The 20,314-nt window shown below is 70.8% G+C and carries 24 protein-coding genes; 10 read left to right on the forward strand and 14 right to left on the reverse strand.

Translation table 11 applies throughout. The features are described from left to right. Positions 1–6: 6 nt before the first annotated feature. The 3 genes from ACFQMF_RS01940 to ACFQMF_RS01950 all read left to right on the forward strand — a co-directional run bounded on the left by ACFQMF_RS01940 (position 7) and on the right by ACFQMF_RS01950 (position 2,895). Entirely contained in the window at positions 7–735 is a 729-nt protein-coding gene (locus ACFQMF_RS01940) for a DUF2391 domain-containing protein (RefSeq protein WP_256407431.1), read from the forward strand. Positions 736–810: 75 nt separating this feature from the next. Further along, positions 811–1,218 carry an Hsp20/alpha crystallin family protein gene (locus ACFQMF_RS01945; protein WP_256407432.1) on the forward strand — a complete coding sequence of 136 codons (408 nt, stop codon included), beginning with the start codon at positions 811–813 and terminating at the stop codon, positions 1,216–1,218. 3 nt (positions 1,219–1,221) lie between these two features. Continuing rightward, entirely contained in the window at positions 1,222–2,895 is a 1,674-nt protein-coding gene (locus tag ACFQMF_RS01950; RefSeq protein WP_256407433.1) for an ABC1 kinase family protein, read from the forward strand. 15 nt (positions 2,896–2,910) lie between these two features. Here ACFQMF_RS01950 and ACFQMF_RS01955 read toward each other — a convergent pair whose 3' ends face one another. From ACFQMF_RS01955 to ACFQMF_RS01965, 3 genes are all read right to left on the reverse strand, one after another. Beyond that, positions 2,911–4,062, reverse strand: coding sequence for a site-2 protease family protein (locus ACFQMF_RS01955; protein ID WP_256407434.1), 1,152 nt, complete (start codon positions 4,060–4,062; stop codon positions 2,911–2,913). A 211-nt stretch (positions 4,063–4,273) separates the two neighbouring features. Next, complete coding sequence (locus ACFQMF_RS01960) at positions 4,274–4,534, reverse strand: DUF7123 family protein (RefSeq protein WP_256407435.1); 261 nt, start codon at positions 4,532–4,534, stop codon at positions 4,274–4,276. A 346-nt stretch (positions 4,535–4,880) separates the two neighbouring features. Next, on the reverse strand, positions 4,881–5,741 hold the full coding sequence (locus tag ACFQMF_RS01965) for a molybdopterin synthase (RefSeq protein WP_256407436.1): 861 nt from the start codon (positions 5,739–5,741) through the stop codon (positions 4,881–4,883). 151 nt (positions 5,742–5,892) lie between these two features. Between ACFQMF_RS01965 and pyrH the strand changes: the two genes are divergently transcribed. From pyrH to ACFQMF_RS01985, 4 genes are all read left to right on the forward strand, one after another. Next, on the forward strand, positions 5,893–6,618 hold the full coding sequence (gene pyrH, locus ACFQMF_RS01970; protein WP_256407437.1) for a UMP kinase: 726 nt from the start codon (positions 5,893–5,895) through the stop codon (positions 6,616–6,618). Further along, positions 6,615–8,351 carry a lysine--tRNA ligase gene (gene lysS, locus ACFQMF_RS01975; RefSeq protein ID WP_256407438.1) on the forward strand — a complete coding sequence of 579 codons (1,737 nt, stop codon included), beginning with the start codon at positions 6,615–6,617 and terminating at the stop codon, positions 8,349–8,351. Before pyrH ends, lysS begins: the two co-directional genes overlap by 4 nt. Further along, entirely contained in the window at positions 8,352–8,627 is a 276-nt protein-coding gene (locus ACFQMF_RS01980; RefSeq protein ID WP_256407439.1) for a DUF7573 domain-containing protein, read from the forward strand. A 73-nt stretch (positions 8,628–8,700) separates the two neighbouring features. Then, entirely contained in the window at positions 8,701–9,663 is a 963-nt protein-coding gene (locus ACFQMF_RS01985) for a sensor histidine kinase (RefSeq protein ID WP_256407440.1), read from the forward strand. 41 nt (positions 9,664–9,704) lie between these two features. Here the strand turns inward: ACFQMF_RS01985 and ACFQMF_RS01990 are convergent, their stop codons facing one another. From ACFQMF_RS01990 to ACFQMF_RS02005, 4 genes are all read right to left on the reverse strand, one after another. After that, a complete protein-coding gene (locus ACFQMF_RS01990) occupies positions 9,705–9,839 on the reverse strand; it encodes a hypothetical protein (protein WP_254921679.1) in 135 nt (44 codons plus the stop codon). A gap of 145 nt (positions 9,840–9,984) precedes the next feature. Next, complete coding sequence (locus tag ACFQMF_RS01995) at positions 9,985–10,278, reverse strand: DUF5808 domain-containing protein (RefSeq protein WP_256407441.1); 294 nt, start codon at positions 10,276–10,278, stop codon at positions 9,985–9,987. A gap of 85 nt (positions 10,279–10,363) precedes the next feature. Further along, positions 10,364–12,067: a bifunctional N(6)-L-threonylcarbamoyladenine synthase/serine/threonine protein kinase gene (locus tag ACFQMF_RS02000; RefSeq protein WP_256407442.1), complete on the reverse strand. Its 1,704-nt coding sequence runs from the start codon at positions 12,065–12,067 to the stop codon at positions 10,364–10,366. A gap of 11 nt (positions 12,068–12,078) precedes the next feature. Then, positions 12,079–12,387 (reverse strand): 30S ribosomal protein S24e, encoded by a 309-nt coding sequence (locus ACFQMF_RS02005; protein WP_092566026.1) that lies wholly within the window; start codon positions 12,385–12,387, stop codon positions 12,079–12,081. Between the two features lie 147 nt (positions 12,388–12,534). On the opposite strand from ACFQMF_RS02005, the gene ACFQMF_RS02010 reads away from it, so the two are divergent. Beyond that, the gene (locus ACFQMF_RS02010; protein WP_256407443.1) at positions 12,535–13,116 is read left to right on the forward strand and encodes a hypothetical protein; all 582 of its coding nucleotides are present in this window, start codon (positions 12,535–12,537) and stop codon (positions 13,114–13,116) included. An 18-nt stretch (positions 13,117–13,134) separates the two neighbouring features. On the opposite strand, the gene ACFQMF_RS02015 is transcribed toward ACFQMF_RS02010, so the two are convergent. The 5 genes from ACFQMF_RS02015 to ACFQMF_RS02035 are packed head-to-tail and all read right to left on the reverse strand — an operon-like array spanning position 13,135 to position 16,265. Next, entirely contained in the window at positions 13,135–13,728 is a 594-nt protein-coding gene (locus ACFQMF_RS02015; RefSeq protein WP_256407444.1) for a GTP-dependent dephospho-CoA kinase family protein, read from the reverse strand. A 37-nt stretch (positions 13,729–13,765) separates the two neighbouring features. Next, positions 13,766–13,963, reverse strand: a complete 198-nt coding sequence (gene spt4, locus ACFQMF_RS02020; RefSeq protein ID WP_008001262.1) for a transcription elongation factor subunit Spt4 — start codon at positions 13,961–13,963, stop codon at positions 13,766–13,768. Beyond that, the gene (locus ACFQMF_RS02025) at positions 13,963–14,538 is read right to left on the reverse strand and encodes a DNA-directed RNA polymerase (protein ID WP_092566032.1); all 576 of its coding nucleotides are present in this window, start codon (positions 14,536–14,538) and stop codon (positions 13,963–13,965) included. Before ACFQMF_RS02025 ends, spt4 begins: the two co-directional genes overlap by 1 nt. Positions 14,539–14,557: 19 nt before the next feature. Then, entirely contained in the window at positions 14,558–15,019 is a 462-nt protein-coding gene (locus tag ACFQMF_RS02030) for a PIN domain-containing protein (RefSeq protein WP_256407445.1), read from the reverse strand. A 1-nt stretch (position 15,020) separates the two neighbouring features. Further along, complete coding sequence (locus ACFQMF_RS02035) at positions 15,021–16,265, reverse strand: translation initiation factor IF-2 subunit gamma (protein WP_256407446.1); 1,245 nt, start codon at positions 16,263–16,265, stop codon at positions 15,021–15,023. 571 nt (positions 16,266–16,836) lie between these two features. Between ACFQMF_RS02035 and ACFQMF_RS02040 the strand changes: the two genes are divergently transcribed. Then, positions 16,837–17,337 carry a DUF5810 domain-containing protein gene (locus ACFQMF_RS02040; RefSeq protein ID WP_256407447.1) on the forward strand — a complete coding sequence of 167 codons (501 nt, stop codon included), beginning with the start codon at positions 16,837–16,839 and terminating at the stop codon, positions 17,335–17,337. A 36-nt stretch (positions 17,338–17,373) separates the two neighbouring features. After that, positions 17,374–17,811, forward strand: a complete 438-nt coding sequence (locus tag ACFQMF_RS02045) for a DUF5809 family protein (protein WP_256407448.1) — start codon at positions 17,374–17,376, stop codon at positions 17,809–17,811. A 144-nt stretch (positions 17,812–17,955) separates the two neighbouring features. On the opposite strand, the gene icd is transcribed toward ACFQMF_RS02045, so the two are convergent. Both icd and ACFQMF_RS02055 read right to left on the reverse strand, forming a co-directional pair. Next, positions 17,956–19,218 (reverse strand): isocitrate dehydrogenase (NADP(+)), encoded by a 1,263-nt coding sequence (gene icd, locus ACFQMF_RS02050; RefSeq protein WP_256407449.1) that lies wholly within the window; start codon positions 19,216–19,218, stop codon positions 17,956–17,958. Between the two features lie 87 nt (positions 19,219–19,305). Continuing rightward, a complete protein-coding gene (locus ACFQMF_RS02055) occupies positions 19,306–20,292 on the reverse strand; it encodes a glycosyltransferase (protein WP_256407450.1) in 987 nt (328 codons plus the stop codon). Positions 20,293–20,314: the final 22 nt, after the last annotated feature.

Consider the following 20,314-nt stretch of genomic DNA (forward strand, 5'->3'; position numbering starts at 1 on the left):
TCGCCAATGGACGGCGACGACTCGGGACGACGGTCCGTCGGATCGAGCTCGCCTCCCGACGCGGGCGGCTCGGAGCGATCGACCGACGGGGCGGGCGAGCGCGCCCCTCCGAACGGTCCCGAAGACCCCGACATCAACGACCTACTCGCGACGCTCGACGCCCTCAGCGACACCGTCGACGAGGGCCACGAGCGGGAGAAGGTCCGGCAGACGATCTCGCTCGTCGAGCGGATGCCGGGGAGCGCGGCGTTCCGGACCCGGATCACGAAGTACACCTCCCGCGACATGGCCGAGGCGTTCGTGGGGTCGGTCCTCTTCGCGCTCCCCCTGCTCGTCGAGGGCGGCGTCTTCGAGATCGCGGCGTGGTTCACCGCGGTCACCCCAAGCGGCGTCCCCGTCTTCCTGCTCGTGCACGTGGGGTTCGTGCTGGTCATGACCGCCGGGCTACTCTACTTCGCCGACTTCCGGCAGATCGAGATCAGCCATCCGATACTCGGCGTCGTCCCGCGGCGCTACGCCGGGATCCTGCTCGTCTCGCTGTTCACCTCCGTGCTCATGATGCTCCTCTGGGGGCGGCTCCACGAGGGCGACCCCGGCGCGCTCGAACGGCTCTCCCGGGTGGCGGTCGTCTGGGCCGGGGGAGCGTTCGGCGCGAGCCTCGGCGACATCCTCCCGGGGGAGTCCCAGGGCGAGGACATCAACGACCTCGACCTCGATTTCGACCTCGACGACTGACCGTTCCCTCCGTTCCGACCCCCTCTCTGGCCCCCTTTCCACACCTTTTTCGCCGCGGCGACCGTATCCGTCTCCATGTCAGCGCTACGCGACGCGCTCCGGGACCTCCCGGACGCGGTGTTTGCGGACCTGCTCGAATCAGACGACGGGTACGTCCTCGTCGTCGACCTCCCCGGCGCGACCGCGGAGACGACCGAGGTCCTCGCCGAGGACGGTCGGATCGTCATCGAGGGGCGCCGCGACAAGGGAGTCCCCGAGGGGTTCCGCTACGTCAGCGAGGACCGGCCGCTGTTCCTCGACGCGGAGCTCCCGCTCCCGGCCGACGCCGACGGGAGCGGCGCGGACGCCGAGATGGACCGCGGGGTCCTGGAGGTCGAGATCCCGAAGCGGACCGGCGACGTCTCGCGCACCATCCCGGTCGACGACGCCGACGGAGGCGACGCCGACGAGGACGACGGCCCCGCCGACGAGGCCGACGCCTGACGGGTGGTCACGCTGGTCAACCTTCGCGCCTACTGGCGGTTCTTCGTGGTCCTCCGGCAGTTCTCGCCGCTTATCGTCGCCTACTGGCGGGACCGGAAGCGGTTCCTCCTGTTCGGCGGGGGCCGCGACGTCGACGCGGAGACCCAGCGCGAGCGCGCCGCGGTCCTCCTCGACATCCTGCTCACCCTCGGCCCGACGTTCATCAAGCTGGGGCAGATCCTCTCGACGCGCCCCGACATCCTCCCGCCGGCCTACATCGAGGTGCTGGAGGGGCTCCAGGACGACGTGCCGCCGGCGCCGTGGGAGGAGTCGCGGGTCGTCCTCGAAGACGAGTTCGGTCCCGTCGACGAGACGTTCGACGACTTCGACCGCGACCCGATAAGCGGCGCGAGCCTCGGACAGGTGTACACCGCCACCTACGAGGGCAACGACGTCGCCGTGAAGGTGCGCCGGCCCGGGATCGAGTCGCTGGTCGAGGCCGACCTCCGGACGATCCGCTGGTCGATCCCGATCGTCAAGCGGTTCACCGGCAGCGGGCGGGCGTTCTCGCTGGAGAACCTCGCCGACGAGTTCGCGAAGACGATCCGCGAGGAGATGGACTACGAGCGCGAGCGCGAGATGCTCGAAGAGATCCGGGGGAACTTCGCCGACAACGACCGGATCCGGATCCCCACCGCCTACGAGGCGGTCTCCGGCCCCAGAGTGCTCACGATGGAGTACGTGCCGGGCGTGAAGATCAACCGGCTCGACGAGCTCGACGCGGCGGGGTTCGACCGCAACGCCATCGCCGAGACGCTCCAGGAGGTGTACCTGCAGATGATCATCGACGACGGCGTCTTCCACGCCGACCCCCACCCGGGGAACCTCGCCGTCGACGACGACGGCACCGTGATCTTCTACGACTTCGGGATGGCCGGGCGCGTGGACCCGTTCATTCAGGAGAAGATCGTCGAGTTCTACGTCGCCGTCGCCCGGCAGGACATCGACGCCATCCTCGACACGCTGATCGCGATGGGGACCCTCTCGCCCGAGGCGGACCGCGAGGTGATGGGGAACGTGATGGAGCTGGCCATCGCCGACGCCAGCGGCGAGGACATCGAGCAGTACCAGGTGAACCAGATCATCGAGCAGGTGGAGTCGACAATCTACGAGTTCCCCCTCCGGCTCCCGCCCGACCTCGCCTTGGTCCTGCGCGTCGCGACCGTCGTCGAGGGCGTCTGCGTCACCCTCGACCCCGAGTTCGACTTCATCTCGACGGCGACCGAGTACCTCCGCGAGGAGGGGTACTACGAGCAGACCGCCCGCGACCTCGCCGAGGACGCCGGCCGCCAGGTCCAGCGCACGACCGAGGCGCTGTTCACGGTCCCGCCGAAGGCCGATGACTTCCTCGAACGGGCGAACCGCGGCGACCTCCACGTCGACGTCACGATCGAGGACGACTCCAACGTCCTCGACAAGCTCGCGATGCGGATCGCCTACTCGGTGCTGCTCGCGGTCGGCGTCCTCTCCGCGACGATCCTCTACTCGTTCGCGGACGCCTGGCGGCTCGCGGGGATCGTGCTCCTCCTCGCGGTCCCGCTCGCGGTCGCGCTCTACCGCTCGTTCCGGAAGAAGCGCGGCATCCGGGCCACCCCCCAGTTCACCAGACAGGGGATGAAGGAGCGGCGCGACGACTGACCGGGGCCGCCCGCCTCACGTCGTGACGACCTGGATCGGAACGAGCAGGAAACAGAGCGCGCCGAGGCCGAACGTCGCGAGCCCGACGGCGACCCGGGGCCAGCCGAGCCGCTCCTCGTCGGCGGGGTTCGCCGGTCCGTTGAACGCGATCACGAGCGCGAACACCCCCCAGAACGCCCACAGCCCGACCGACTCGTCGAGCCCGAGGCCGCGCCAGAAGTAGAGGTACGCGGCGACGGAGAAGAGCGCGCCGGGCACGAGCGCCGCGATCGTCTCCTGACGCGGCCCGACCATCGCGCGGACGATGTGGCCCCCGTCGAGCTGGCCGACGGGCAGGAGGTTCAGGAGCGTGAAGAACATCCCCACCCAGCCGCCGATCACCACCGGGTGCGCCGTGAGCGTCGGGTCCTCGTACCCCGTCGGCTGGCCGACGAGGGCGGCGATGATGTCGAGCAGCGGGGGGTTGTTGAACCGGATCACGGTCCCGGAGGCGTTCGCGAGCTCCGCGGGGACGCGGATCGGGTCGAGCGAGAGGCCGATCGCGGTGACGACGACGGTGGCGACGAGCCCCGCGATCGGCCCGGCCGCGCCGATGTCGAACAGCACCTTCCGAGAGGGCATCCGCCCGCGCATCCGGATCACCGCCCCGAGCGTGCCGAGCGGGGGGAGGAACGGGATGACGTACGGGAGCGACACGTCGACGCCGTGGTACCGGCCGGCGGCGTAGTGGCCGAGCTCGTGGGTCATCAGGACGCCGAGCACCGCGGCCGTGAACGGCCACGCCCGCAAGGCGGTCAGCGGGTTCGCGGTGATCTCCCCGATCGGGACGTAGTACCAGCCGACGGCGCCGACGAGCAGCGTCGACAGGACCGTCGCCGCGAACATGGCGACGTTGACCCACGGGATCCCGTCCCGGCCGCGGTCGAAGGGCGTCGCGACGACGACGTGGCCGCTCTCGACCGTCTCCACGTCGACGTCGTACCCGGCGTCGCGGAACTGCGGGACCAGCTTCCGCAACAGCGTGCGCTCCGGGATGTACGACTCCCCGACGTACCGGACGCGGCCGTCCTCCCGGCGGACCTCGTCGATCCGGAAGAACGTCCGGAGCGGCTCCGGACGCGGAACGTCGGACGCCTCCGACGGCTCCCCGTCCTCGCGTTCTGGCATCGTCGATCGTAACCGGTCGGCGAGTATAAACCCCGCGTCGACCGCCGCACGCGTCGGTCGACGCGGGCGCCGCGGCGATCGTCGGCGTCAACGCGGGTCTGGAAAACGGCCGACCCCGAACGGCGGGGATCGGGCGGGGTTCGCGGGGAGAAAGCGGGGACGCGCGAGAGCGCGTGGTTTCGTCGGGAACGGGCGGGTTCGACGGTCCTCGTCAGGCGGGCTCGATGCGCCAGGTCGTCGCGCCGGTGTACGACCACTTCTCGACGGTGAGCTCCGTCGCGGAGTCGCGGAGCTTCACCATCAGGGCGCCGATCTCCTTCGGCGAGAGGTCCACGTCGTCGGCGATGAACTTCCCCTTGAAGTACATCTCGCCGTCCTGGGCGCGGTCGAGCAGGTACCGCTTCAGCCGCTCTTCCTTGCTGAGGTCGTCGGTGGAGTCCGCGTTCGCGGAGGGGTTCGCAGTCGCGCTCATGGTACACTCCCCGCTTGTCCCCGGAGGGTGTTATAAAGGTGAGACCGTTGGACGGTGTTCAGCGACTTTTGCGGCGTTTCAGACCGACCGCGGCGGCTAAAACGTGTCTGACGAACCGTTTAAAACTGTTTCAGAATGACGTAGACATTTTATAATACGATCAGAACCGTTCAAACGCTTCCGTTACCGCAGGGGCCTCCTGGTCTCGGCGAACGGGTCGTGCTCGGTCTCGCCAGCAAATGTTACCGGCAGATCCGCGACCGAGGCCGGCCCTCGTCCGGTGCGCGCGGCGGCCCCGGCCGGAGCTCTCGGCCGCGGACGCCGCCGCCCGGAGAGCGAGCGCCCGTCAGTCGCGCCGGTGAACCCAGAACTCCTCGGCCTCGGTCGCCTCCTTCTTGAAGATCGGCACCTCGTCTTTCAGCCGGTCGATCCCGTCCTCGACGGTCCGGAACGCCTCGCGCCGGTGTCCCGCGAGGACGACGACGAAGACGATGTCCTCGCCCGCCTCGATCACGCCCGTCCGGTGGTGCATCCGGACGTCGAACACGCCGTCGCGCTCGGTCAGCTCCGACGCGATCGCGTCCATGCGCTCCGCGGCGACGCCCTCGTACTTCTCGAAGGCCAGGTGGGTGGTGCGGTCGTCGCCGGGGGCGTCACGCGCCCGGACCCGGCCGGTGAACGTCGCCACGGCACCCGCGCGGTCCGCGTCCGCGGACGCCTCGACCCGCCGCACGAGCGTCTCGCGCGTGATCCACGGTTCGGCGGCGTCGAGGTCGGCGACGAGGCGATCGAGGTCGACTCCCTCCGGCCCGTCCGCCGCGGCGATCACCGTCCCGGGCACGTCCTCCGGGTCCGCGTCCGCTCCGAGCAGGACCGTCGGCACCCGCAGCCGGGAGTCCCCGACGGCGACGAGGTAGTCGTGGTCGGGAGCGAACCCGTCCAGGAGGTCGTCGAGGCCGTCGACCCGCCCACGCCCCGTCCACTCGCCGCTCGCCGCGAGCGTCACCTCGGCGTCGGCGTCGGTCCGGTCCGCCGGGGACTCGACCGCGACGCCGCCGTCGGTTGCCTCGTCGCTCTCGTCGGCTCCGTCGAGAACGCCGCGCTCGCCGCCGGCCCCGTTCACCACGGCGGTTCGGCCGTCGAGTCGGTCGACGAGCGCCGCCGCCAGGTCCGCCGCGCCGGGGCCCGCGATCGCTATCGGTTGCATACCCGAGAGCGGGGTGCGAGCGGCTTAGGCGTTTCCCGGCCGCGGTCGCCGATCGCGACGATCGGGCTGCTCGCCCGCGAGGCTGACGCCCGGACCCGGTCGCGTCCGGGCTTGATAATCCTTAAGAGCGAGACAGGGGTATGCGACGGTAATGAGAGTCGTCGTTTCTATCGGCGGGAGCGTGCTCGCGCCCGATCTCGACCCCGACCGGGTGGCCGCGTACGCCGAGGCGATCGAACGGATCGCCGCCGACGGCTGCGAGGCCGGCGTCGTCGTCGGCGGCGGCGGCGTCGCCCGTGACTACATCGGGACGGCGCGCGACCTCGGCGCCAACGAGGTCGAGCTCGACCAGCTCGGCATCGGGACCACCCGACTCAACGCCCGCCTCCTGATCGCCGCGCTCGACGGCCGCGCGAACCTCTCGCCGGCGACGGGCTACGACGAGGCGGCCGCGGCCCTCCGGCGCGGCGAGGTGTCGGTGATGGGCGGCGTCACCCCCGGTCAGACGACAGACGCCGTCGCCGCCGCGTTCGCCGAGTCCGTCGACGCCGACCTGCTCGTGTACGCGACGAGCGCGAACGGCGTCTACGACGCCGACCCCAACGCCGACCCGGACGCGACCCAGTTCGGCTCGATGTCGCCGGCGGAGCTCGTCGACGTCGTGCTCCCGATGAGCCGCGACGCCGGCGCCTCGGCCCCCGTGGACCTGCTCGCGGCCAAGCTGATCGACCGGGCGGGGATCCGCTCCGTCGTCCTCGACGGGACGGACCCGGAGGCCGTCGTCGACGCCGTGCTCCGCGGCGACCACACCGGGACCGACGTGGTCCCGATCGGCAGCGACGAGCCGACCTACTGGACGGGGGCGAGCGACGCGTGAGCGGCGACGACTCCCCGCACATCCTCTCCGAGGGAGGAGGGGACGCGGTCGGCGCCGCGGCGGCGGACGCGGCCCCGGAAGGCGCCGACGACGGCGACGGACGAGCGGCCGAGCGCGCCGGCGACTACCGCGCCTTCTGGGCCGACGTCGTCGCCGACGAGGTCGAGGCCCGCGACCCGGACGATCCGATCGTGATCAAGGGCGGCGTCTCCCCCTCGGGCGTCGCGCACCTCGGCAACTTCAACGAGATCATGCGCGGCTACTTCGTCGCCGCCGTGCTCCGCGAGCGCGGCCACGAGGTCCGGCAGGTGTTCACCTCCGACGACAAGGACCCCCTCCGCAAGCTCCCCCGGAAGCTGGCGAACGCCGACGGCGAGATCGTCGGCCTCGGCGAGGTCGACGCCGGCGCGCTGGGCCGTAACCTCGGGAAGCCGTACACCGCGATCCCGGACCCGTTCGGCGAGCGCGAGTCGTACGCGGCCCACTTCGCCGCCCTGTTGAAGGCGGACGCCGACCGGCTGGGCGTCCCGGTCGAGATGATATCGAACACCGAGCTGTACGCCGACGGCGACTTCGACGCCGTGACCCGGACGGTGCTCTCCGACCTGGACGGCGTCCGCGAGGTGCTCTCGGAGTATCAGGACAAGGTCGACGACGAGTACGTCCCGTTCAACCCGATCTGTTCGGAGTGCGGGAAGGTCACGGAGACGGTGACCGCGGTCGACCTCGACGCGGAGACCGTCGACTACGTCTGCACCGACATGGAAGTCGGCGACGAGGTCGTCGACGGGTGCGGCCACGAGGGGACCGCCACGTTCCGCGAGGGGAAGCTCCCGTGGCGCCTGGAGTGGCCGGGCCAGTGGGAGGTGCTCGGCGTTGACTTCGAGCCGTTCGGCAAGGACCACGCGGAGGGGTCGTGGCCCTCCGGCGTCGACGTCGCGCGCAACGTCCTCGGGATCGAGCCGCCGGTTCCGATGGTGTACGAGTGGTTCACGCTCAACGGGGAGCCGCTCTCCTCGTCGGCCGGGAACCTCGTCACCGTCCCGGAACTGCTCGACCTCCTCGAACCCGAGGTGCTCCGCTACTTCTTCGCGCTCCACCCGAAGAAGGCACGCGACCTGGACATCGAGCGGCTTGACCAGCTCGTCGACCGGTTCGACCGCTTCGAGCGCGCCTACTTCGGCGAGGTCGACGACGAGGACCTGACCGCCTTCGCCGAGCGCGCCTACCCGTTCGTCGTCGGTCGCGCCGACGACCCGCCGACCGAGAAGCCCGTCCGGCTCCCGTACACGTTCGCGGCCGTCCTCGGGATGGTCGACGACCTCGACTTCCGGGAGCGGCTCGCCCGCGACGAGGGACACATCCCGGCGGACGCCTCCGACGAGGTCGTCGCGGCCGCGCTCGCCCGCGTCGAGAAGGCGCGCAACTGGGCCGAGCGCACCGGCAACGAGTACGACTACAGACTTCAGACCGACCTGCCGGACGCCGAGTTCGACGACGACGTGGCCGCCGCGCTCGACGACCTCGCCGACTTCGTCGCCGCGGGCCACGACGGCGACGCGATCCAGGCGGAGATGTACGAGACGGCGCGGGCCCACGACGTCGACGTCGGCGACTTCTTCGCGGCCGGCTACCGCCTCTTCTTCGACGACACCCAGGGGCCGCGGCTCGGGGAGTTTCTCGGCGAACTGGAGCGCGACTACGTCGTGGCGCGGCTCCGCCGCGAGGCGTAGATGACCGAGGACTACTCGCTCGACGAGTTCGCCGGGGGCGACGCGGACGGAGGGGCGGAGTCGTCCCCCGGCGACGACGAACGCGAAACGGGCGGCGGCAGCGTCGACGCGGACGATGTCGACGCGGACGGAGAAGCGACGGCCGACGCCGACCCAGCGACCCCGACCGCGACGTGGACGACCGACGGCGCCGCCTGCGACCGGTGCGGCGAGTCGGTCGCGCGGCGCTGGTTCGACGACGGCGCCCTCGTCTGTCCCGCCTGCAAGGAGTGGTGACGCGGTCAGATTTAAGACGGCCCGCGCTATCGTTACTTACGACTGAGATAGTCTGAGGTTTACAGACACCATTATGAAATTTTCTCTGGACCGGATCTACGACCGCTCGCCGCGGGGGCTGGCGGTCGGCTTCCTCTGTGCGGGGTCGGTGCTCGTCCTCGCGGTCGACGTGGCGGTCGCCGTCGCCGCCGGCGACGCGGCCGCGTGGACGCCCGCCCGCCTCGCGGGCGGCTGGGCGGTCGTCGGCGTCTCCTCGCTGTTCCTCTACGGCGCGTTGACGTACCACCGCCGCCGCGCCGAGGCGGCCCGTCGGGAGCTGGAGACCTCGAACCAGCAGCTTCAGGTGTTGAGTCGGGTGTTCCGGCACAACGTCCGCAACGACCTCAACGTCATCCGGGGATACGCGGACCTGCTCGGCGAGCGCGTCGACGACGACCGGAGCCGGGCGCTCCTGGAGACGATCCGGGAGACGACCGACGACGTGGTCGAGATAAGCGAGAAGCTGCGCGTCATCGAGGAGTCCTCGCCCGAGGCGCCCGCGGAGCGGATCGACCTGGTCGAGGCGGCCCGCGAGGCGGCCGCGGACGTCGACGACTCGGACGTGGCGGTGCGGATGGAGACGCCCGAGGAGGCGTGGATCCGCGCCGACCGCTCCGTGGAGTACCCGATCCGCGAGGTGTTCGAGAACGCGGTCACGCACAACGACGCGTCGACGCGACGAGTCGAGGCGCGGATCGAGGAGAACGGGACGACCACCTGCCTAGAGGTCAGCGACAACGGTCCGGGGATCCCCGAGGACGAGCGCGCGGTGCTGCGCGCGGAGCGAGAGACCCCCCTCTCGCACGCGAGCAGCATCGGGCTCTGGCTCGTCAAGTGGATGTGCGAGACCCAAGGGGGGACCGTCGGGTTCGAGGCGACGGACGACGGGACCACGGTCCGGCTCCGCTTCGAGTCCGCGGCGGCCGCGGACCGGCCGGCGGCGGATCGGGCGGGAGCCGGGCCGGCGGCGGAGTCGGAGAGCGTCGAGAACCGGTAGGCTGACGCCGAAGAGGTGCCCGGGGCGCGAGGGCGCTCCGGTCAGTCGAGCTCGGTGATCGTCACCGCGTACACCGCCCCGCAGTTGCCGCATTCGACGTGGACGCCGCGGCTCGTTTCCCCGCGCGTGAACTCGGAGATCTCCTCCGAGCACGAGCATTCGAACTGAACTCTCATTGTTCCGGTTACGGCGTTCCGGTATTTAAAATACGGCGTCTCGGAATCGATCGCGAGAACCGGACGAGAGCGTCCACCGGCGCCCTCCGCGGCGATCGGAGCGACGACCCTCCTCGCGGCAATCGCAGCGACCGCGGCGACGCGCTCAGTCGTCCTCGACGATCACTTCGACGGGGCCGTCCCCGTCTTCGTCCGCGTCGGCGTCGCCGGCGTCATCGCCGACGGACTGGCTCTGCTGATAGTAGAGCCCGCCGGCGACCGCGAGGACGACCCACGACCGCCAGTTGGCGAGGTTCAGGGTGTAGCCGATGCCGAACGGCTTCTCCACTAGCATCCCCTTGCCGGGCTGCCAGTACGAGGACAGCAGCCGGCCGAGGCTCGGCCGCTCGAAGTTGTACGGGATCCCGAGTATCTCTCCCGAAGACGGTTTGTCTGCCATACCGGGACATCGCCCGCCGGGGATATAAATCGTGGCGGGACCGCGGCCCGGTCGCGGGGTCACCGCCGCCGCCTCCGGTCGCCGGTCAGCGGTACCGCCCGCGTCCCTCGACCTCGCGCAGCCGGTCGAGCACCTCGCCGTCGCCCGCCTCGGCGTAGCCGGCCTCGAACGCCTCGATCGGCGGGTCCGGGTCGCTCGCCGTCGCGCGGACGGACCCCTCGAACACGTGGAGGTCCATCGCGTGGTCCTCGACGTGGCCGGTGTGGTAGGCGAGCCCGAAGTCGATGAGCGTCGCCCGCCCGTCCCCGCCTTCACCGCCCTCGATCCGGACGTTTCGCGTCGTCGGGTCGCCGTGCACGATCCCCGCTCCGTGGAGCCGCGCGAGGTGGCGGCCGACGGCGGCCGTCCACCGCTCGTCGAGGGCGGCGGCGAGGTCGCGGTCGCCGACGTGCTGCAGTGTCAGCGTCGCCGCCGGCACGTCGACGTCGTACACCAGCGGGGTCGGGACGCCGGCCCGCCGCGCCTCGCTCGTCAGGCGCGCCTCGGCGACGGTCCGGTCCCGTCGGAGCGCGCGGTCAAGCTCGGGATGGCGGTACCGCTTGGGGATCCGGCGCTTGATCACGCGGCGGCCCTCGTTCCCGATGGCGTTCCCGTCGTCGGGCGCCGCGATCTCCACGGTCGCCTCCGCGCCCCGCCGGTCGGCGTCGCCGCCACTATCACCCGCCGACCTTTCGCCCTCGCGCTCTCGATCTCCCCGCCCGCGGGCGACCGACGCGTCGCCCTCGCGCCAAGTCACGGGCACCTGATCCGGCCGGAAGTCCGGGTCGATGGCGGAATCGGGGATCGACACCGTGTCGCCGGCCGCGGCCATCTTCGCGCCCAACACGGCGATCATCCCCGCGTTGTCGCGGAGGAACCGCGGCTCCGGCGCGTGGAAGTCGGCGCCGCGGGCCGCGCACATCGTCCCCAGCATCTCGCGGAGCCGGTCGTTCTGCGCGACGCCCCCGCCGAGCACGAGCTCGTCCGCGCCGGTCAGCGAGAGCGCCCGCTCGGACACCTCCGTCAGCATCGCGAAGGCGTGCTCCTGCAGCGAGAGGCAGATCTCTCCGACGGGCACGCCGTCGTCGTACGCGTGGTTGGCGGCGGAGCTGATCCCCGAGAAGGAGAAGTCCATCCCCTTGACGACGTACGGGAGGTCCACCAGATCGGCGTCCGGGTCGCGCTCGGCGGCCGCCTCCGCGGCCGCGGCCTCGACCTTCGGCCCCCCGGGGTGGTCCCAGCCGACGTGGCGCGTGAACTTGTCGATCGCGTTGCCGACGCCGGCGTCCATCGTCTCGCCGAGCACGCGGTAGCGACCGTCGTGGTGGCCGAGCAGGTGCGCGTTCGCCCCCGAGGCGTTCAGACACACCGGGTTCTCGAAGCCCGACCGGTGGCGACCGATCTCTAAGTGCGCCACCATGTGGTTGACGCCGACGAGGGGGACATCGAGCGTCCCCGCGAGCGCCCGCGCCGCCGTGCCGACGGTCCGGAGACAGGGGCCGAGCCCCGGCCCCTTCGAGAAGGCGACCGCGTCGACCGCGTCCGGGCCGTGCGCTTCCTCGGCCGCCGTCAGGACCGCGTCGACGACCTCGGGGACCGCCTCTGACATGTGTTCGGCGGCCTCGCGCGGGTGAATCCCGCCGCTGTCCGGCTCGTACGGGTCGGATTCGATGAGAACGGAGTCGGTCTCGGCGTCGTACAGCGCGGCGCTGGCGCACCACGCGGTCCCCTCGATGCCGAGAACGCGCATCCGGCGCGGCGTTACGCCTCTTCGGCGTCCGCGTCGGCCTCGTCGCCGATCTTGTTGCGGTCGAGCATGTGGTCCTGTTCGACGTCGAGCGCGTCCTCGGCGGTGTCGTACGCCTTCGCGTAGCCGACCGTCTTGCGCATGCCGAACTTCGTGTTCAGCTCGTGGACGACGACCTCCTCGGAGGCCTTGTCCAGCTTGGCCGCGAGCGAGTCGCGGACCGAGAGGCGGGAGGGCGTCGCCTCCTCGTGAGTCGTCTCGAATCGGATGTCCGTGCGGTGCAACATCGGGTTCTCCTCCTCGGAGATGATATCGACGTCCATGGTTCAGTTAGGCGTATATCCCCCCGAAAGCTGTAAAAGGATTTCGAAGCGGGGGTGACGCCGCCGAACTGCTCGCTGACCGTCGACTAATAGCCCTTTCTATATCAGGGTTCACTTCTTTGGGCCATGAGATTAATTACCATACAGATGCCCGACGACTACCAATTCGACCCGACCGACCGCTCGGAGTACGACCTCGTCCGGGCAGGGACCGTCATCGTCCCCTTGTCGCCGCTCCGCAAGGCCCGGGTCTGCGGCGCCGTCGCGCTTCTGGCTTCGTTCGCGGCACCGCTCGCCGCGACGCTGCCCGTGGCGGTCCGTGAGGCGGTGTTCACGAGGCCGCCAGTCACGACGCCGCTCGGCGTCGCGGCGGTCGTCTTGGTCGGGGCCGTCGCGGCCGGCGGGGCCGGCCTCGGCCTCGTCGCGCTCCAGCGCCACCTCGCGCGCGGCCCCGACCCGACCGGCGACGCCGTCTGGTCGGTCCTCGCCGTCGAGGACGTGCTCACGGGAATCGGGTTCGTCACCGGCGGCCTCGGCGTCGCCGTCGGCCTCTCGCTGCTGACGAGCGGTCACTGGGGTGTCGACGCGCTCGGCGGCCTCCGGCGTACCGGGATCGAACCGTACGCCTCGGTCTTGACGGTCCCGGTCACGCCCCGGCTGGCGACCGCGGTAGCGCTGGGGACCGGTCTCGCCGTCTTCGCGGCGACCGCCGTCGTCGACGGCGAATGATCCGATTGCTCGGCTCGTTCACTCCGCGTTCTCCCCGTCGAAGCTCTCGGGGTTGACGCCCAAAATCTCGTACGCGGCCGCGGTGTCGCCGTCGAGCCCCTCGAACAGCTCTCGGGCCTCCGCGCGCGACGTCGGCGTGACCGCGACGCGAACCATCCCCTCGCCCGGCTGGCCGTAGACGACGCTCGCGCCGTCGGGCGCCGCGAGTATCGCCGGCAGGGCGGCCAGGTCCTCCTCTCCGGTCACCTCGATGATGACCGGGTCGGCGGCGGAGAGCGCCTCGCCCAGCGCCGCGAGGAGTTCCGCCGACAGCGACGCGGCGGGGTTCTCGACGCGCACGCGGCGGTCCTCGGCGGCCGCGAGCGCGGACTCGATCTCCGCGTCGACCGCCTCGCGCTCGGTCTTGCCGTCGATCAGCGCGACGTCGGGGACGCGGCCCGCCTCTCGCAGGTGGTACGTCACCACGTCGCCCACCGCGACGATCGGAGCGTCGGGCGCGTCCCGCTCGGCGCGGGTCTCGGCCGCGGCCGCGAGCAGCTCGTCGGCGTCGGTCGTCACCGGGCCGAGCGGCTCCTTGAACGCGTCGCGCATGGCGTCCGGGAGCGTGAGCATGGGTGGTAGTGTCGAAGTGTGAAAGGCGTCGGCGTCGCTACCGGACCTTCAGCGCGTACGACCCGGCCTTCGTGACGTTCATCTCCTCGGCGATCTGGCTCTCCTCGGGCTTCGTGATGATGACGTAGCCCGCCCAGTCCTCCGTCAGCGACGACGACCCGCAGTGCTCGCAGGTCTGCGAGTCGGGGTCGTTGACGTGGTGACACTCACGGCAGGCGAGGCGGTCCTCGGCCATCAGTCGGCCTCCTCACCGGTCTGTTCGCGGTGGAGCCGCTTCCCCTCCAGCCACTCGTGTTTCCCGAGCCCCGGCTGCTTCGCCGTGAGCCCGATCTTCGAGTCGCGGGGGTTGCGCTCGTCGATGCTCTTCGTCACGACGCGGACCCGGACGGCGTCGTCGACGCCGAGGGTCTTGTCGGAGTCAGAGGAGGCGAGCTGCTGGTTCGCCCCGTCGAACGTGAGGTACTCGTCGGTGATCTGCGAGACGTGGAGCAGGCCGTCCACCGGCCCGATCCCGACGAAGGCGCCGAACTCGACGGTCTCGACGACCGTCCCGTCGGCGACCTCCTGCATGTCGGGGTCGTACGTCAGCGCGTCGAACTCGGCCTCGTAGTAGACGCCGGGGCGGTTGTGTAACACCGCGCCGTCGCCGATGTCGTGGACCTCGATGACGCTCACGACGCTGCCGACGTCCTCGTCCATTCGTCCTTCCAGTTTGTCCTGCAGCAGGGCTTTCACCCGCTCGTCGGTGACGTCCGCCAGGTGTTTCGGCGGCACCTCGACCGTATCCTTGAGTCGAACTCGTTTGTACATGATTGGTTGTCCGCGTCCGCTAGGGTTCCGTTATCGCCAGTGCGTTCCGACCCCTTAAACCGATTACTGGTGCGCCCGCCTCCAGCACCCGGTTCGCCAGCGGTCGATCGTTGGTGACGACGCCGTCGACCCGGCCCTCGGCGACCAGCTCGACCAGCGCGTCGTCGGCGTACGATTCGTCCGTCGCCACCGCCTCCGCCCGCGCCGCGAGGTCCGCGCCCACGCTCGCCGCGGTCGCCGCCTCGCCGTTCCCGCCCTGCAGCCGGTCGAGCTCCGAGACGACCGCCGTCGGGACGACCGCCTCGTACGCGCCGAGGAGCCGGTCGAGCTCCTCGAACAGCCGCAGGTCCGCCTCAACCGGCGCCATCAGCGCGCTCGCGTCGAGCGCGACGACCGGGGCGCCGTCGCCCCCGAACTCCGCGTCGGGGTCGCCGCCCGCGTCGATCGTCTCGCGGCCGTCCGCGCGGGCGTCGTCGGTCACGCTACGAGAGCGTCCCGACGCCGATGAGCCGCCAGCGCGCGCCGACGCGCCGGTTGATCGCGATCTGCGCGCCCGCCTCGGCGCAGACCGGCCGCTTGAGGCTCACCTCGCACTCGCCGTCGCGCGCGCTCGTCACCGCGCCGACCGTCGTCGCGGTGCCGACCGTGAGCATCAGGGGCTCGCCGGTGCTGATCTCCTCGATGTCGCTCTCGCCGCTCTCGTCGTCCTCCTTCCCGACGACGCGGTCGAGGAGGTCGACCTGCATCTCGAACTCGTTGCGCGTCGGCGGGAGCGTGCCGGGCTCGCCGGCGACCTGGCCGGCGAGCGCGTCGCCCTTCGTCAGGCTCGGGTCGAGCCCGGTGCCGACGCCGAGCAGTCCGCCCGGTCGGGCGCTCTCGACGTCGTTGCTGCCGGCCTGCAGCGAGCGGACCGTCGTTTCGAGGGGCCGCCACTCCGTCTGGCCCCCCTCGTCGACCTCGCGGCCGGGGCGGATCTCCAGGCCGTCGCCGACCGAGAGCTCGCCGCTGACGAGCGAGCCGCCGACGACGCCGCCCTTGAGGTCCGCCGCGGTCGCGCCCGGGCGGTTGATGTCGAACGAGCGCGCCGCGTACATCCGGGCGCTCTCGCCGGGGTCGCGGTCCGGCGTCGGGATCTCGGACTCGATCGCGTCGATGAGCAGGTCCATGTTGACCTCCTGCTGGGCCGAGACGGGGACGATCGGCGCGTCCTCCGCGACGGTGCCCTCGACGAACTCCCGGATCTGCTCGTAGTTGTCGACGGCGCGGTCGCGGTCGACCAGGTCGACCTTGTTCTGCGCGACGACGATGTTCTCGATCCCGATCAGGTCGAGCGCCATCAGGTGCTCCTCCGTCTGCGCCTGCGGGACGTCCTCGGTCGCGCTCACGACCAGCACGGCGCCGTCCATGATCGAGGCGCCCGAGAGCATCGTCGCCATCAGCGTCTCGTGGCCGGGCGCGTCGACGAACGAGACCGTCCGGATCGGCTCGCTCGCGGAGCCGTCCGCGCACTCCTCGTCGACGGTGTAACACTCGGGCGCGTCGACGCCGGGGCAGCGCCGGAACGTCGCGTCCGCGTACCCCAGCCGGATCGAGATGCCGCGCTTCATTTCCTCGCTGTGCTGGTCGGTCCACGAGCCGGACAACGCCTGCACGAGCGTCGTCTTCCCGTGGTCGACGTGACCGACGAGACCGATGTTCACCTCCGGTTGTGTGTTGGCTTCAGTCACTGTTGAACCTCCTAACGGAGTAGTCTTACCGGAAATTCGCCCCGTGCGAGTGATAAAGTTGCTGTTATAGTGGCGGCAGCGTCCTCAGGTGGCACGGCCGAGTCCGACGACGCGATGCCGATACCCGGGCGCGACGGCGACGATAGCCTATAAATAAGCGTGCGGTGCGGTGGCGCGTGCCTGCGAGGCCGCCTCGCGGCCGAGCAGCACGCGCGAGGGAGTCGGCCACTCGGAGCGAAGCGAAGAGTGGCCGACGAGGCTGGGGAGGTGGGAGGTGCGGTCGCTGTGGGGGTGGGACTCAAAGGGGCGGCCGCGAGGACGACGGCGCGGGAAGCAAGGACCGCAGGGAGCGAGCACCGCGAGCGACTGAGGACCGCAGCGACCGCACCGAGTCCTCGCGGCCGGGGCTTTGAAGGTGTTCACCGCCGCTCCACAGTCACCCGTTTATAACCGAGCGGCCGGGGCTTTGGAGGTGTTCACCACCGGCCCGGAGTTATCCGCTTATAAACGTCGTCAGCTCCGTATTCGTCCGACGCCGATTTACGCCTCACGCGCAAACTCACGCGCATACATGGGATACGCGTGCCCCATCTGCGAGACCCCGCAGCGCGACGGCGAACACCTCGCGCACCACCTCGCGTTCACGGCGATGCTCCACGGCGACGACCACGAGGCGTGGCTCGACGAGCACATTTCCGACTGGAACGACCGTGACCCCGACGGGCTCGCGGCCGAGGTGACGCCGCACGCCGAGACGGCCGAGTACCACGAGGTGTTCGAGGACACCGTCGACCGCGGGCGACCGGACGTCGACCTCGGGGACCACGACCACGCGGGGCACGGTCACGGCGGAGACCACGTCGCTCCCGGCGGTCGCGGCGCTCCCGGCGCGTCCGGCCCGGTCGACGAGTCGAGCGCGACCGATCCGGAGACCGAGGCCGCGCTGCGCGAGGCCCGCGAGCTGACGCGGAAGATGTTCGAGGAGGACGGAGAGGGCGACGCCACCGGAAGCGACGCCGCCGATGCCGAGGACGGCAACGACGCCACCACCGACGCCGACCCGTCCGCGTAACGGAACGCCCTTTCCGGTCGACGCCGAACCCGAGGTATGCACACCAGAGGGACGTTCGCTCCGGAGACCCGCGCCGACGCGCTCGAACGCTACGAGGAGGTCGGGCCGGTCGCGCAGGTCGTCGTCCGCGAGGCGACGAAGGCGATGGCGTTCGACGCCGACGAGTACGACGAGCGCGTCACCCCCGAAGTGGTCCGGACCGCGCGCGACGCGACCTTCGCCGAGCTGCTCGCGGTCCACGTCGGCGACGAGGCCGAGTTCGACGCGTGGCTCGCCGACAGCGAGTTCGACGCGGACGACGTCGTCCGGATCGGCTCCGACAACGTCGACAACCTCGTCTGGCACCCGATCCCGTTCGCCGACACCGTGATCGCGGCGACGTTCCAAGACGAGCCCGACGCGGCCGCCAGCACCCTCCGCCGGAACGCCTTCGGGCGCGTCTACCGCGAGGAGTTCTACGAGTCCGGTCGGTAATTCCCTCGGCGCTACCCTTCCGGCGCCGTCGCTCGGTGTCGGAGCAGGGCAGAATAAAAGACGAAACGAGACGGAGAGCGGCGCTTACGCGAGCTCGTTGATGTTCCCGGAAATCGGGGATTTCCGGGCGCTCGAAAAGCTCGCCTAGGCGAGCTTTTCGATGTTCTCGACGACGGCGTCGGCGAACTCGCTGGTGGCGAGCTTCTCGCCGCCCTCGATCTGGCGGTGGAGGTCGTAGGTGACCTTCCCGGAGGCGATGGTCTCCTCGACGGCCTCGCGTACGAGGTCGGCGGCGTCGGACCAGCCGAGGTAGTCGAGCATCTCGCGGCCCGAGAGGATCATCGCGGTGGGGTTCACCTTGTCCTCGCCGGCGTACTTGGGCGCGGAGCCGTGGACGGGCTCGGCGAGACAGCGACCGTGGCCCCGATTAATTCCCGGCGCGATGCCGAGGCCGCCGATCTGCGCGCCGGCGGCGTCGGACATGTAGTCGCCGTTGAGGTTCATCGTCGCGATGACGGAGTACTCGTCGGTGCGGGTCAGCAGCTGCTGGAGCATGTTGTCCGCGATGCGGTCCTTGACGACGAGGGCGCCCTCGGGCCGCTCGCCGTCGTGCTCCTCCCAGAGCTGGTCCTCGGTGATGACGTCGTCGCCGTACTCCTCCTCGGCGACCTCGTACCCCCAGTCGCGGAACGCGCCCTCGGTGAACTTCATAATGTTGCCCTTGTGAACGAGCGTAACCGAGTCGCGATCGTTCGCGAGCGCGTAGTCGATCGCCTCGCGGATGAGACGCTTCGAGCCGAACTCGGAGATGGGCTTGACGCCGATCCCGACCGGGCCGTCGTGGATGACGTCGGCCACGTCCATGTCCTCTTCGAGGAAGTCGCGCACCCGCTCGGACCCCTCGCTGCCGGCCTCCCACTCGATGCCGGCGTAGACATCCTCGGTGTTCTCTCGGAACGTGACCATGTCCATCTCGCCCGGGTTCTTGACGGGCGAGGGGACGCCGTCGATGTAGTAGGTGGGGCGGACGTTCGCGAACAGGTCGAGCGTCTTCCGGAGCGCGACGTTCAGCGAGCGGAAGCCGGCGCCGACGGGGGTCGTCAGCGGGCCCTTGATCGCGACGCGGTGGTCGCGGATGGCCGAGACGGTGTCGTCGGGGAGGTTCTCGCCGTACATCTCGCGGGCGCTGGCGCCGGCGTAGACGCGCATCCAGGCGATGGAGCGGCCGGTCGCCTCCGCGGCCGCGTCGAGGACCTGCTGTGCCGCCGGTCCGACGTCGGTGCCGATCCCGTCGCCGTGGATGATCGGGATGACGGGGTTCGACGGGACGTTCAGCTCGCCGGTCTCCTCGTCGGCGAGCGTGATCGCCTCGCCGTCGTCGGGGACGTCGACCTTATCGTAGCTCATGAACGTCCGTGGATTCTTGTGGCCCCCTAAAGTGCCTGCCGTTTTCGGCGGGAGCGGCGCGCTCGCAGGTGTTGCCGGTTTTCGGGCTCAGGCCGGCTCCACGTCCACGTCGAACATCGACCGCCACCGGTACCGCCGACCGCCCCAGACGAACGTCCGCCGCGCGAGGGCGTACGCGAGGAAGACCGGCGAGACGATCACCGAGGGCCCGGCGAGCAGGAACGTCGCCCGCCGGACTCCGAACCGCGCGTACGCCGCCCCCGCGAGCGCCGTGACGAGCGCCACGCCCGCGACCGGCGCGAGCAGGCACAGCGACGCGAGGGCGACCGAGAGGACGACGTTGACCGCGGTCGCCGGCGGCGCGTGGCGCCGCGTGATCTGGAAGAAGCGGACGAACCGCTCCAGCGACTCCCGCGGCGACCCGCCCGCCGCGACGGTCCGAGTCCGGTCGGCGGCGCTCACGTCGAGGTGCGCCGAGAGCGTCCCGTCGTCGCTGACGGTCCGGCGGAGGTCGGCGAGGAAGGCGTCCTCGTCGAGGTCGTCGCGCTCGAAGACGACCGCGCCGCCCCACGCGATCCCGCCCCGGGAGACCGGCAGCGTCCCGCCGATGACGTACGCCGGCTCGAAGAACCGGCCGAGCGGGTCGGCCCCGACGAACACGGGGACCTCCGTGGTCGGCCCCCGTCGGTCGTAGTCGGCGTTGAGCGCCGCGAGCCACCCCGGCGGGTGCCGGAAGTCGTCGTCGGTCCAGACGATCCGGTCGCGCTCGGCGGCCTCCATCCCGGCCGCGATCGCGTTCGCCTTGCCGGAACAGCCCTCGGGCTCCCCGGCGACGACGACGCGGACGCCGTCGGGGAGGCCGTCGCCGTCTCCCTCAACACTGGCCTCGTCGCCTCCCTCGACACCGCCCCTACCCTCTCGACGCCGAGCCACCGGGTCGTCGCCGGTGTCACAGATCACCAGCAGCTCGTCGCTCCCGTCGAGCTGGGCGGCCACCTCGGAGCACGCCTCGGTCCAGCGCACCGTCGGGAGGAGCACCGATGTCGGCGGATGGGTTCGCTCGCTGTCCGTCACGCCCGCCGGTTCGAGGCGCGGA

This window comes from Halorubrum rutilum, assembly GCF_042665015.1.
In the GTDB taxonomy this organism is placed as follows: Archaea; Halobacteriota; Halobacteria; order Halobacteriales; family Haloferacaceae; genus Halorubrum; species Halorubrum rutilum.

Coding starts and splice junctions, on each gene's coding strand:
- ACFQMF_RS02005 (WP_092566026.1), bottom strand. CDS start 12,387: ATGGACGTCGATATCATCTCCGAGGAGGAGAACCCGATGTTGCACCGC.
- ACFQMF_RS01990 (WP_254921679.1), bottom strand. CDS start 9,839: ATGAGAGTTCAGTTCGAATGCTCGTGCTCGGAGGAGATCTCCGAGTTC.
- ACFQMF_RS01945 (WP_256407432.1), top strand. CDS start 811: ATGTCAGCGCTACGCGACGCGCTCCGGGACCTCCCGGACGCGGTGTTT.
- ACFQMF_RS01940 (WP_256407431.1), top strand. CDS start 7: ATGGACGGCGACGACTCGGGACGACGGTCCGTCGGATCGAGCTCGCCT.
- spt4 (WP_008001262.1), bottom strand. CDS start 13,963: ATGGCCGAGGACCGCCTCGCCTGCCGTGAGTGTCACCACGTCAACGAC.
- ACFQMF_RS01960 (WP_256407435.1), bottom strand. CDS start 4,534: ATGAGCGCGACTGCGAACCCCTCCGCGAACGCGGACTCCACCGACGAC.
- ACFQMF_RS02015 (WP_256407444.1), bottom strand. CDS start 13,728: ATGCTCACGCTCCCGGACGCCATGCGCGACGCGTTCAAGGAGCCGCTC.
- icd (WP_256407449.1), bottom strand. CDS start 19,218: ATGAGCTACGATAAGGTCGACGTCCCCGACGACGGCGAGGCGATCACG.
- ACFQMF_RS01980 (WP_256407439.1), top strand. CDS start 8,352: ATGACCGAGGACTACTCGCTCGACGAGTTCGCCGGGGGCGACGCGGAC.
- ACFQMF_RS01995 (WP_256407441.1), bottom strand. CDS start 10,278: ATGGCAGACAAACCGTCTTCGGGAGAGATACTCGGGATCCCGTACAAC.
- pyrH (WP_256407437.1), top strand. CDS start 5,893: ATGAGAGTCGTCGTTTCTATCGGCGGGAGCGTGCTCGCGCCCGATCTC.
- ACFQMF_RS02000 (WP_256407442.1), bottom strand. CDS start 12,067: ATGCGCGTTCTCGGCATCGAGGGGACCGCGTGGTGCGCCAGCGCCGCG.
- ACFQMF_RS02025 (WP_092566032.1), bottom strand. CDS start 14,538: ATGTACAAACGAGTTCGACTCAAGGATACGGTCGAGGTGCCGCCGAAA.
- ACFQMF_RS01965 (WP_256407436.1), bottom strand. CDS start 5,741: ATGCAACCGATAGCGATCGCGGGCCCCGGCGCGGCGGACCTGGCGGCG.
- ACFQMF_RS02040 (WP_256407447.1), top strand. CDS start 16,837: ATGGGATACGCGTGCCCCATCTGCGAGACCCCGCAGCGCGACGGCGAA.
- ACFQMF_RS02045 (WP_256407448.1), top strand. CDS start 17,374: ATGCACACCAGAGGGACGTTCGCTCCGGAGACCCGCGCCGACGCGCTC.
- ACFQMF_RS01985 (WP_256407440.1), top strand. CDS start 8,701: ATGAAATTTTCTCTGGACCGGATCTACGACCGCTCGCCGCGGGGGCTG.
- ACFQMF_RS01955 (WP_256407434.1), bottom strand. CDS start 4,062: ATGCCAGAACGCGAGGACGGGGAGCCGTCGGAGGCGTCCGACGTTCCG.
- ACFQMF_RS02010 (WP_256407443.1), top strand. CDS start 12,535: ATGCCCGACGACTACCAATTCGACCCGACCGACCGCTCGGAGTACGAC.